At 38.7% G+C, this 11,456-nt stretch carries 11 protein-coding genes and 2 tRNA genes; 6 read left to right on the top strand and 7 right to left on the bottom strand.

Going from position 1 to position 11,456, the window contains the following annotated elements; translation table 11 throughout:
• Positions 1-23: 23 nt before the first annotated feature.
• A complete protein-coding gene (sppA, locus tag ACTB0Y_RS08200; protein ID WP_463206331.1) occupies positions 24-1,793 on the bottom strand; it encodes a signal peptide peptidase SppA in 1,770 nt (589 codons plus the stop codon).
• A 165-nt stretch (positions 1,794-1,958) separates the two neighbouring features.
• Between sppA and folK the strand changes: the two genes are divergently transcribed.
• On the top strand, positions 1,959-2,477 hold the full coding sequence (gene folK, locus ACTB0Y_RS08195) for a 2-amino-4-hydroxy-6-hydroxymethyldihydropteridine diphosphokinase (protein ID WP_463206330.1): 519 nt from the start codon (positions 1,959-1,961) through the stop codon (positions 2,475-2,477).
• 5 nt (positions 2,478-2,482) lie between these two features.
• On the opposite strand, the gene ACTB0Y_RS08190 is transcribed toward folK, so the two are convergent.
• Together ACTB0Y_RS08190 and upp are read right to left on the bottom strand one after the other, a co-directional pair.
• Positions 2,483-2,932, bottom strand: coding sequence for a hypothetical protein (locus ACTB0Y_RS08190; RefSeq protein ID WP_463206329.1), 450 nt, complete (start codon positions 2,930-2,932; stop codon positions 2,483-2,485).
• 35 nt (positions 2,933-2,967) lie between these two features.
• Positions 2,968-3,624, bottom strand: coding sequence for a uracil phosphoribosyltransferase (gene upp, locus ACTB0Y_RS08185; protein ID WP_463206328.1), 657 nt, complete (start codon positions 3,622-3,624; stop codon positions 2,968-2,970).
• A gap of 299 nt (positions 3,625-3,923) precedes the next feature.
• Between upp and ACTB0Y_RS08180 the strand changes: the two genes are divergently transcribed.
• From ACTB0Y_RS08180 to ACTB0Y_RS08170, 3 genes are read left to right on the top strand one after another with little or no spacing between them, the layout of a single operon-like run.
• On the top strand, positions 3,924-4,838 hold the full coding sequence (locus tag ACTB0Y_RS08180) for a hypothetical protein (protein ID WP_463206327.1): 915 nt from the start codon (positions 3,924-3,926) through the stop codon (positions 4,836-4,838).
• Between the two features lie 13 nt (positions 4,839-4,851).
• Positions 4,852-5,787, top strand: coding sequence for a polysaccharide deacetylase family protein (locus ACTB0Y_RS08175; RefSeq protein WP_463206326.1), 936 nt, complete (start codon positions 4,852-4,854; stop codon positions 5,785-5,787).
• Positions 5,780-6,880 carry a hypothetical protein gene (locus tag ACTB0Y_RS08170; RefSeq protein ID WP_463206325.1) on the top strand — a complete coding sequence of 367 codons (1,101 nt, stop codon included), beginning with the start codon at positions 5,780-5,782 and terminating at the stop codon, positions 6,878-6,880. The genes ACTB0Y_RS08175 and ACTB0Y_RS08170 overlap by 8 nt, the downstream gene beginning before the upstream one ends.
• A gap of 1 nt (position 6,881) precedes the next feature.
• On the opposite strand, the gene radC is transcribed toward ACTB0Y_RS08170, so the two are convergent.
• From radC to ACTB0Y_RS08150, 4 genes are all read right to left on the bottom strand, one after another.
• On the bottom strand, positions 6,882-7,580 hold the full coding sequence (gene radC / locus ACTB0Y_RS08165) for a RadC family protein (protein ID WP_463206324.1): 699 nt from the start codon (positions 7,578-7,580) through the stop codon (positions 6,882-6,884).
• Between the two features lie 55 nt (positions 7,581-7,635).
• Positions 7,636-7,707 (bottom strand) — tRNA-Glu (locus ACTB0Y_RS08160).
• A gap of 30 nt (positions 7,708-7,737) precedes the next feature.
• Complete coding sequence (rpsT, locus tag ACTB0Y_RS08155) at positions 7,738-7,992, bottom strand: 30S ribosomal protein S20 (protein WP_463206323.1); 255 nt, start codon at positions 7,990-7,992, stop codon at positions 7,738-7,740.
• Positions 7,993-8,021: 29 nt separating this feature from the next.
• A tRNA-Glu gene (locus tag ACTB0Y_RS08150) sits at positions 8,022-8,093 on the bottom strand.
• A 353-nt stretch (positions 8,094-8,446) separates the two neighbouring features.
• On the opposite strand from ACTB0Y_RS08150, the gene ACTB0Y_RS08145 reads away from it, so the two are divergent.
• The gene (locus tag ACTB0Y_RS08145) at positions 8,447-10,729 is read left to right on the top strand and encodes a spermine/spermidine synthase domain-containing protein (protein ID WP_463206322.1); all 2,283 of its coding nucleotides are present in this window, start codon (positions 8,447-8,449) and stop codon (positions 10,727-10,729) included.
• A gap of 130 nt (positions 10,730-10,859) precedes the next feature.
• Positions 10,860-11,402 carry a hypothetical protein gene (locus ACTB0Y_RS08140; RefSeq protein ID WP_463206321.1) on the top strand — a complete coding sequence of 181 codons (543 nt, stop codon included), beginning with the start codon at positions 10,860-10,862 and terminating at the stop codon, positions 11,400-11,402.
• Positions 11,403-11,456: the final 54 nt, after the last annotated feature.

Below are 11,456 nucleotides of genomic sequence, written 5' to 3'. Positions count from 1 at the left end.
CTTTTCTGGTTTCTCTATATTGTTTACTCAATAATAATATCGTAGGGTAAACGCATTTGTACGCCTTTCATCTGCTTGAGATTTTTCAAATGCTCCAGGTAGGGATTAAGACGTGTATTTTCAAGGAAAATCTCCTGCAATGAAGCATTCTCGCCAAATTCTTTCAGCATTTGCTGTAACGGATCTTTTTGTTTGGGCAAATCTTTGATTATGTAGTCTTCAATTCCTGCACGCTCTGCAGCAATCTCAACAGCATCATCTAATCCCCCAAGCACATCAACAAGTCCGTTCTCTTTGGCATCGCGACCGCTCCATACGCGTCCCTGGGCAACCTCATCAACTTGTTCTTTCGTCATATTTCTACCTGCCGCAACATGACCAATAAATGTTTGGTAAATATCTTCGATAGATTTTTTTAGGACTGTACGTTCCTTGTTGTCAAGTGGTCTGAATGGCGAACCCATGTCTGCATGTTTTGCAGTATTAACGGTTTCAACATTAATCCCAATTTTCTCTTCCACAAGCTCCTGGGCCTGAAAAATCAATCCAAACACACCAATGGATCCGGTAATGGTATTGGGGCTTGCAACAATTGTATCGGCCATGCAACTTATGTAATAACCACCACTGGCAGCGACATCACCCATTGACACAATAACAGGCTTTTTCTCCTTTACAAGTTGTACTTCACGGAATATAATTTCAGAGGTAAGTGCGCTGCCACCAGGACTATTCACACGTAATACAACAGCTTTTATTTTATCATCGTCGCGTACCTGCCGCAAAGCTTTAGCAACATTTTCCGTTCCAATTTCACTCACACTGCCTTTACCGGCACCAATCTGGCCCTGCGCATAAACAACGGCAATTTTATCTATCTTAGAAATCAGCTTATCTTTCTTTGCTTTGGGTGCATATGTATAATCACCCATTGTAACCATAGCAAGCTTTTTATCATCTTCTGTGCCGGTTTTTGTTTTTAACTCATCTATTACCTGATCGTAGTATCTCGCTCCATCTGCAAGGTTATATTTTACAACATCATCCACATCGGTTATTAACATCTCATCAGCAATTCTTTGCAACTCATCAACCTCAACATTGCGCGATGGTCCTACTTTCATTAATATCTCATTCCACAACGAACCCAAATAAGCAGAAATTTGCTCTCTGTTTGCCTCGCTCATCTTGTTATCAAGGAACGGCTCTACGGCACTCTTGTACTTACCGTGACGAATAACCTGGGGATCTACGCCAATTTTCTTCATAGTTTTCTTAAAAAACATAACCTGAGAAGTAAGTCCCTGCATACCCACCATCCCTTCAGGATTTACGTATACCTTATCTGCCACTGTGGCCAGGTAATAAGCCTTCTGAGAATAATAGTTCCCGTAACTAACTATAAATTTCCCACTATCTTTAAAACTTTCGAGTGCATTACGAATTTCTGTTACCGTAGCGGAACCGGCAATAACATTATCAAGATACAGAAATACTCCTTTTATTTTGGAATCTTTCTTTGCCCGGTCAATATTCTCCAGAATCTGACTTAAACTGCTCGACGACTCAGTTTTAAAACTCATGGGGTTAAAATTCTCAAATGGGTTTTTAGGGGCACGATCCATTATTGGTTTATCGAGTGTTATTTTCAATACACTGTTGGGTTTAACTGTCACAACTTTCTCCGTATCTATTAGAGAGCTGATTGACCCAATAAGAATAAATACGCCAACAACCGTAGCAATTAAAAAGGCTAAAAAAGAAGCCAAAAAATATTTCAGAAAACTTTTCATATTGATTTGTTTTAATTTAGTTTAGTTCAAATTTATTAATTTTAGAATCAATAACTGACAAAATTATCAATTTTTAAAACTTCTATACTTCTAATACGTAAACCGTATGATTTTTGTACCATAACCGAACATAAACAAAATTGGGTCACATATTAAAGCACTCCCATGTTTCACAAAAAAATTTCAAATAAAGTAATTCTACTTCTGGGTTCTAACCTCGGAATGCGCTCTGCAAATTTAGAATTCGCCATAGCGGAGCTAAAAAAATCAGGCATTAAAATCAAAGGCAAAAGTAAGCACTATGAGTCTGAGGCCTGGGGTTTTGAGGGAGAAAGCTTCATCAATCAGGTAATTATAACAAGCACTTCTTTGGCACCTCTACAAGTACTTGACCTTGCACAAAAAATTGAAAAAAAAGCGGGACGCAAACTTAGCAAAAGTGCTAATTATGAGTCCAGAACACTGGACATCGACATTTTATTTTTCAATGAGCAGATTATTGACGAAGATCGGTTGAAAGTTCCTCATCCAAAAATTCACGAAAGACGGTTTACCCTGGAGCCGCTGTATGAAATATTACCCGAATACAAACATCCGGTATTACTTAAAACTATCGCGGAATTAAAAAAGAATTGCCCCGACAAAAGTCCTGTTACAGCTATCATCCAAAGTATCACCAAGTAAAAAACTTAAAAAAACTGCATTAACCACTCTCTGAAAGTAAACAATACCACAACCATTATAAGCGACCAACAAGCTATGGTTATCGCTAAACACTTTACAATTCTCCTTTTATTCGGATAATATGCCGCTAGTATTAGTGCTCCAAGTGGAATAGAAAAAAGAACGGGTGTTAATATTACAAGTCCCCAAAATCCATATTTACTTTTAATATAAGCCAGCCTTCTGGAACGTTTAGAAAAAACCGGTTTCCTTTGCCGGAACGGCACCATATCTTTTCTGCGCAGAAATTTCACTAACTGTCCCCACACATAAACAAAAAATGTAGCACCCGAAACACCTCCCAGTGAAGTTATTAAATATACCATTGGAGGAGTTAGGCCTTTAGCAAATACTGCAATGGGAAATGTCATTGCAAACTTAACAGTGCTAAGCAAAAAGATTAATACGTACTCCAAAACTCAGCAATTTTAGTTTTAGATAGGTATAAACATCAATCTGACTTACTTCCAAAAGCTAAATCGCCTGCATCACCAAGTCCGGGTACTATGTATGATTTAGATGTAAGTTCGTCATCAATGGCACCAACCCATAAAGTAACGTCCTCGTCGGATAGGTTATTCTGAATAAAATCTACACCTTCACGAGATGCAATAATTGTAGCAATATGTGTATGTTTTGGGGTTCCATTTTGTAAAAGCCCTTTGTAAGAAAGTTCCATTGAAGAACCTGTAGCCATCATTGGATCGGCCAAAATCATAATCTTATCCTCGAGTCGGGGTGCCGAAAAATGTTCGAACTCAATATGAAAATCGTCTCCTTGCTCATATTTACGATAAGCAGAAACAAATGCATTCTCGGCACGATCAAACATTTGCAACATTCCATCCTGCATAGGCAAACCGGCTCTTAGAATTGTAGCCAATACCAGCTGATCGGCCAGCACCCGGGTATTGGCTGCACCTAACGAAGTTGTTACTTCTTTGGTTTCATACTTTAATTGCTTACTTATTTCATAAGCCATGAGTTCACCAGCGCGTTGCATATTTTTCCTAAAACGCATACTGTCTTGCTGAATCTGGTTGTGGCGCATTTCGTATAAAAACTGATTAAAGATCGAATCAGTTTCCCCTAAATTGACGACTTTCATTCAATTGATTTTTTGTTTTGGCAGAGCAACATGCTAAAACACAAAGACTCTGCCAAAGGGTTTATTCATTTTATCAGGGCTGTGAAGCATTTATTACAACATCACTTCAAAAAAACAACCAGACAAAAATAGCAAAACAATTCATTTTTAGCAACATGTAAACACATTGAGTCACAAAGAAAATTTCGGTTAAAGGTTATTTAGGTTAAAAAACCTAAAGTTTCTGAAACATTTGTAAATTTGAGTTTTCCGTAAATATTGAACTTTAACAAAATAATGCGGAAAAACATTCCAGAAATATGAGAGAATTAATTCTTGTACATAATAGTGATATCGAACTGAAGAAGTGGGATGCATGTGTTCAGAAAGCTCCCAATAGCAGGGTATATGCTTTTAGCTGGTATCTCGACATTGTTTTCCCTGACTGGCTGGGATTAATCTATGGAGCATATGAATATGTTATGCCTGTTTTTTTATCAAAAAAATGGGGAATTAAATACATACTTCAACCCGCTTATGCACAACAACCCGGAATTTTCCCAATACCCACTCAGGAAATTACGAACCTCTTTACGGACAAACTCTCAAAAGAGGCCCGCTACATACAAATTGCCCTGAATAGCCAAAACCCTGAACCAGAAACATTTGAGACTGTTCTAAAATACAATCACTTACTTGCCCTGAATGCACCCTACCAAAAGTTAAGGACAGCATATAACAAACACACAAAAAGATACACCAACAAAGCGGTAAAAAATGTTGTTATAAACCCTCATGTTACAATTGACCAATATATACAACTAAAAAAATCAGCTTCCGGGAAATTTATCAATGAAAAACTCCTTGCTATACTCAAGCTCATTCTATTAAAAACACGTGACAGGAATATGCTTGAGTTAATTGGTGCCTATGATCAACATAATGAGCTCTGCGCAGCGGCAGCTTACATTCATGATTGGCACAGGATCACATATATCAACGGCGTATCAACATTTAAAGGCAAAGAAGTCAGGGCTATGTATGCTATTTTTGACTACTTCCTGCAACAGCATAGCGGGCAAAACAAAACCCTTGATTTCGAGGGCTCATCAATACCCGGAGTGGCTAGATTTTTTAGAGGATTTGGCGCCCAAACTGAACATTACTTTATAATTAAACAAAACCGGTTGCCTTTTCTCATAAAAGGCCTGGTAAATTACCTAAGACCAACCTAATAAACACAAACCTGTGAGAAACTCGATAAAAAATATCATTTTCAGCGCAGCACGTTTTCTCCCCTTTAATTACCTCAAAAAAGGGAAATACCCCACGCTGCTTCCGTTTTATCATACAGTTGAAAAGAAACAACCTCAATATATTGGCGGGTATCGGGTTAAAAATGAGCAACAATTTGAAAAAGACCTTGATTTCTTGCTAAAACATTACGAGCCAATAGGACTTAATGACCTTAAAAACCAACAAAACATACCCCAAAATGCCATGCATATTTCTTTTGACGATGGCATGAAATCATGTAGCAATAACATAGCGCCAATACTTCTGCGTAAAGGTATTCCGGCAACATTTTTCATCAATCCTTCATTTGTGGACAATAGCGACCTTTTTCATCGCTTTATATTTGACATGGCAAAAAAGCAGAAATTGAAATTATCAGAAGAATTAAAAACTTATCCCAATAAAGCCTCTTTATTTAAACAAACCGAAGTAAAGGAAAGCATTTTGGAAAACAACATAAAAAATACTGCTATTTACATGGGCATGCATGAGCTCAAGCAGCTTAATAGAGAAGGCTTCACCATAGGGGCGCACAGCATGGATCATCCTGAGTTTTACAATATTGAACCTGAAGAACAATACAGGCAGGTAAAAGAGAGCATGCAATGGGTCGAAAAACACTTCAATCCATCGGCAAAAGCGTTTGCCTTTCCATTTACAGATTACGGGGTAGGCAATGCGCTACTTCAAAAAATACATACAGAAAACCTGATAGACATTTCTTTCGGAACAGCAGGACTAAAGCATGATAACTTCCCCAATCATTTACAGCGCATCCCCATGGAAAAAAAACATTACCAGCATGCATCCAGGATCCTTAAATATGAGCATTTTTACTTTCGGATTAGAGGGCTAATGAACAAAAACACTGCGGAAAGAGATGATTGAGAAACAGATAAATGAAAACCTGACAATAAAAAAAGTTACCGTCGAAGAAATTCCGGACTTTATCGACAGCAAACTGTATAATTCACTGAATGTAAAGCCCATATCTGAACCAAGGGCTAAATCTTACTTTCACAACCCCAGAGCCTTAGCCTCAGATCCGGTTATTTATATGCTTGTCAAAAATAATCAGCTCATCGGATTCAGAACAATACTACCTGATTTAGTTAAAACCGAAAACAATGAAATAAAATTTGGTTGGTGCAGCGGAAACTGGATTGACCCAGAAAACCGCAGAAAAGGGTACTCTAAAGTAATTTTGGATGAAGCATACGAAGACTGGCAACACAAGCTGATGTACACAAATTTTGCCAGAGAATCGCACCTTCTGTACAACAAAACATCATATTTTAAAACACTACTAGACAGGACAAGAACACGTTTTTATGCAGATATTGATGTGCGCACCTTGCTTAAAAACAGAAAATATTACAAGTGGATAAAGCCCGTTACACCAATCATTAATTTCATACTTAAAATCAGCTTTTTAGTAAAAAAAGCGCTATTTCGTCCGTATCAGCTCAAGGACTTCTCCATAAAAATGAGCAATCAGCTGCCCGCCGACTTTTTTGCCAAAGGCAATAGGCCTGCTGGTTTATTTGCACGTTCGGTACAGGAATTCAGATGGGCGGAAAAACACCCCTGGCTTATTGATAATGAGAAATTTAAATCAGTTAATTATCCCTTTTCTTTGTATGAGCCCGCCCATAAAATTTGGTATCTGACGATTCAAAAAAACAAACAAATTACAGGTCGATTGATTTTGTCGTCCCGCGATAACCATTTAAAGCTGCTCTACAATTATGCTAAAAACAATCCGCATCTTGCGGCAAAGTCTATTATAAACTTGTGTTATACCAATCGGATGAAAACTTTCTCGTTGATGGATTCGGAAATTAGCCGGCAAATATCAAAACTGCGAAAACCATTTATTGTAAGCAAAAAATACAAAATGGGGATTTATTCAACTTTTGACATAAGTAATATTGATGACCATTACATCCATGACGGCGATGGGGATTACATGTTTACCTGACCTATAGCTGGCCTTCATCCGCAAAGCTATAATACTTTTGATTGCCAATGATCACATGATCCAACACCTTTATATCAACCATTTCGGCTGCCTGCTTAATCTTTCGTGTAATATTGATATCGGCCTGACTGGGATCCAGATTACCTGAAGGATGATTGTGAGCCAAAATTATGGCTGGAGCAGAAACCAACAATGCTTCTTTTAAAATAATGCGCACATCTGTAACCGTGCCAGCTATACCGCCCTGGCTAACTTTTTTCCGGGCAATAACTTTATTGGATTGATGTAAAAAAATCACCCAAAATTCTTCATGATTCAAATCAGAAAGTTGCGGAAACATGAGTTCAAAAGCATCGGTGCTGCTACGTATCAAAATAGCCTGATCAGATTGCCTTTCGCTGCGGCGCCTGGCAATTTCCATAGCCGCAACAAGTGTAACAGCTTTTGCTTCACCAACCCCCTGAAACCTGGTAAATTCTACAGGGGTATAACGAGCAAGTTTATGAAAGCTGTTCTCGGCCTGATGCAATATTCTTTTGGCCAATTCTACCGCACTTTCATTGCGCGAGCCGGAGCCCAGCAAAATGGCAATAAGTTCGGCATCTGATAACACGCCAACACCCTTATTGAGTAATTTTTCGCGAGGGCGGTCGCTTTCGGCCCAACTGGTTATAGGCATAAAAGATTTCTTCTCTTTCATGCCTTGAAGTTAAAAAGTTTTCGTAGAAAGTAAAAGGGGGGGATAAAAAATAAAGTAGCCCGTAGGAGAATCGAACTCCTGTTACCAGGATGAAAACCTGGCGTCCTAACCCCTAGACGAACGGGCCATCTTGAATATATAAGATGCTACCTGCCGATTATGACAAAGCGTTAACGTGCTTTGTGATATTCGACTTCAGATTAGCAGCCTTATTTTTATGAATCTGGTTCTTGTGTGCAAGCTTATCCACCATTGCTACAACTTTAGGTAGCATTTCTTCAGCAGTTGCTTTATCTGTAGTTGCTTGTAATTGACGCACTGCATTACGGGTTGTACGAGCGTAATAACGATTATGCAATCTTCTCACACTGTTCTGCCTGATTCTCTTTTTTGCTGATAAATGATTTGCCATTCTGTTTATTTTTACTCTTCAAATTATAGTAGCCCGTAGGAGAATCGAACTCCTGTTACCAGGATGAAAACCTGGCGTCCTAACCCCTAGACGAACGGGCCATTGCTTTGCAACGAATTATTCTGAAACATTGCGGCTGCAAAAATAGAGAATGTTTTTCAAGTTCAAAAATATTCTGACTGATTTTTTATGGTTTTATTGAAATTAATAAAACAGAAAACGTACAGCCCCCATAAGCTACTAAAATAGTGCCAATTACACAACGTGCGGGAATAGCAAATTACAAATCACAGATTATCAGCAAGTGCTCGTCTGCGGACAAAGATGTTCGTTTTAAAAACGTATTATAAGTACATGCGGAAAACAAAAGAAATTAAAACAGCTGAATATCTGGGATTTACAACATATGGCATATTTGTGGTTACGGTTAATTAAACCCTTAAAACCCTTGAAAATGAAAAAAACTCCAAAATCAAAAAAACCAATCACGAAAACCATTAAACCTGCTGTAACTGCAGGGCTTATTGCCAGTTCATTCATTGGACTGGAAATATTATGGACCCGAATTTTTTCTGCCGAGTATTTTTACACTTTTGCTTTTCTGGTCTTATCATTATCAATTCTGGGACTGGGGCTCGGTGCGCTAATTATAAGAATATTTCCAAAGTTGAGTTCAGTAAAACACCTGTGGGTATACCTCACCCTTGGGGCAGTTATCTCAATTGCCGGGCCTGTATCAGTCTTACAATTTGACCTCAATTTCACGGAGATATTTGGCAGCTGGATAATGTCCGCAAAAATTGCACTGGTAATTCTCATACTAAGTATCTCATTCCTTTTCGGTGGTATGGCATTAGGCTTAATATTCAAAATTAATCACGCAGAAATGCCAAAAATCTATATGTCAGATTTGATTGGTTCCGGGCTTGGAGTTGTAGTTGCTGTATTTCTTATGAACCTGATTGAAGTTCAGAAAACAGCTTTTCTGGTCAGCATTCCGGCCCTAATAGCTGCCATTATTTACGCCGAAAAATGGAAAAAAACCATACCCGCCATGATGATTGCTGCGCTATTTATTCTTTTACCAAAGGCGGAAACATGGCTCAACAAACAGAGAGAAGAACGATTTGAGTTAATCTATCAGCATTGGGATGCTATGGCTCAGCTAAAGGTATTAAAACGAAGCGATGATTTTTATTATTCGGTAATTGACAACGCAGCCCATGCACCCACAATTGGTTTTGACGGCGTTTACAACAAACCTGATAGTCTCAAAAAATACCCCGGTTATCCGATGCCATACATGGTTGAAAGATACGACTCGTGCACATTTCTGGCGCTGGGTGCCGGTGGCGGGGGCGATGTACTGAATGCACTCAATTCCGGAGCAACTGAAATTCACGCTGTTGAAGTTGTACCGCACCTGAATGATTTGATGAAAACCGGGTTTCTCCATGATTTCACAGGAAAAATTTACAGCCACAATAATGTAAAAGTTATTACTGAAGATAGCCGGGCATATGTAAGGCAATTCAAAAACAAATTCGATATCATCTATTCACTAAGTTCCAACACATTTGCATCGCTGGCATCAGGTGCCTTTGCCCTGGCTGAAAACTACCTTTTTACGCAGGAAGCTTTCGAACATTATTACGATGCCATGACTGAAGACGGCATCATGCTCCTCGACCATCAATTTTATATTCCCCGGCTAACTACAGCAATAATACAGGCGCTTGAAAACAAAGGTGTCCACCAACCTGAATCGCACATCGCTGTTTTCCATTCTTACCCAGGCCGGCGCAAAATGATGCTCATTGGCAAGCAACCATTAAATAAAAATATTATTGAAAATGCGTTCGCTTCTACGACTGAAGGACCAAATCCATATTTAACACAACATTATCCCAACCCGCCTGACTCTCTCCAAAATAATTTAGTTGCACAAGTGATAAAACATGGCTGGAAAAACATTCAGGACACCGTACCAACAGACCTTTCGCCCACAACAGACAACAAACCGTTTGCAGCTCAAATGGGATTATGGAAAAATTTTGATATCCACAAACTCGACAAAATATCGCCTTATGAGTTCAAAGGCTTTCCATTGGCAAAGTTACTTATATTAATAATTCTGCTGGTTGTAGGACTTATAGTCATCCCCATTAACCTTATTCCTTTTTTCAAAAAAGGCCGCAAACTAAACTTTAACGGCTGGAGCTTCTTCTTTTTAATAGGTGCAGCCTTTATGGCAATTGAGGTTATTCTCATTCAAAAATACACCCGTTTCATTGGTCCGGGGTCCTATACTTTTGTCACAATTCTATTTACATTACTTCTTGCATCAGGCATAGGTAGTCGTTTTTCCCGAAAATTTAAATCTGTAATACCCTTTGCAGGTATTATATTATGGGTTTTATGCGATGTATTTTTATTCGAATATTTACTTGATGCAGTGGACTATCTTCCCATGTTCGGGCGCATACTCATTACAATTTTAATTATCCTGCCTTTGGGTTTTTTTATGGGCATGCCATTTCCAAAAGGCACACAAAGAGTTGGAGATTTAATTGACTGGGGATTTGCCATCAATGGAGCAGCCTCAGTTTTAGGGTCAACCGCAATTATGCTTGTAGCTTTTAATTTTGGATATAATTTTGCACTTGTTACCGGCGCCATGGCATATTTATTGGCAATGCTTATAATACGGTCAAAGAAAAAATGGATTATGGGTTAGTTAATAGTTCACTTAGAAGTCCGGCAGAATTGACCGTAAGATTTAATTAGTAGCTTTGCAACTGTTAATATAAAAATTTAACCAATGTGGCATTAATAAAATTGAGCCACTCAACACTAAAACAAATAACATGAAAAAAACAGTTTTAATACTTCTAACCCTGATTTTCGCAATTGCAGCTTGCGAAAAAGAAGACGAAAAAACCTATGACCAAACAGACCTATACGGCACATGGAAACAAATCACGCCTGACCCTGCAGAAGAAGATAACGACTCAGCCTTCCAGATCTTTACCGAAACTGAATATGAAATAAAGACATACAGTAATGGCTATCCTACATCTTTTACCTTTGAATACACCTTCGACGGAAAGTCATTTAAGTACAATCTCGGAGTTGACGTCACCAATAAAATCAACACTTTAACAGCCACTAACCTGGACTTCACCTTAAGTGCAATGGGTACAAGTGAATCTTATTCGTGCACGAAAGTGGAACAGTTTTGTATGTTCATGCACCCGGCGACATGCAGTTGCAGGGTGAAAACACTACGACAACCGGAAGCTTTGGCTGGAATGATGTTACCGGTATCTTTAATGTGTCGGCTCATTCACCAGGTGACTCAGAGTCACCTGGTGAATATCCAACGCACACGGAAAGTTGACCTGGAGTAGTTCCCTTGTAACTATTTGAGCGAAGTCCTCGCTTTAATTGACCCAGCGAGGGTT

This window comes from Salinivirga sp. (assembly GCF_055145285.1).
This window is presented reverse-complemented; position numbering and strand designations above follow the sequence as displayed.

Coding starts and splice junctions, on each gene's coding strand:
- ACTB0Y_RS08180 (WP_463206327.1), top strand. CDS start 3,924: ATGAGAGAATTAATTCTTGTACATAATAGTGATATCGAACTGAAGAAG.
- ACTB0Y_RS08145 (WP_463206322.1), top strand. CDS start 8,447: ATGAAAAAAACTCCAAAATCAAAAAAACCAATCACGAAAACCATTAAA.
- radC (WP_463206324.1), bottom strand. CDS start 7,580: ATGAAAGAGAAGAAATCTTTTATGCCTATAACCAGTTGGGCCGAAAGC.
- upp (WP_463206328.1), bottom strand. CDS start 3,624: ATGAAAGTCGTCAATTTAGGGGAAACTGATTCGATCTTTAATCAGTTT.
- ACTB0Y_RS08170 (WP_463206325.1), top strand. CDS start 5,780: ATGATTGAGAAACAGATAAATGAAAACCTGACAATAAAAAAAGTTACC.
- rpsT (WP_463206323.1), bottom strand. CDS start 7,992: ATGGCAAATCATTTATCAGCAAAAAAGAGAATCAGGCAGAACAGTGTG.
- sppA (WP_463206331.1), bottom strand. CDS start 1,793: ATGAAAAGTTTTCTGAAATATTTTTTGGCTTCTTTTTTAGCCTTTTTA.
- folK (WP_463206330.1), top strand. CDS start 1,959: ATGTTTCACAAAAAAATTTCAAATAAAGTAATTCTACTTCTGGGTTCT.
- ACTB0Y_RS08140 (WP_463206321.1), top strand. CDS start 10,860: ATGAAAAAAACAGTTTTAATACTTCTAACCCTGATTTTCGCAATTGCA.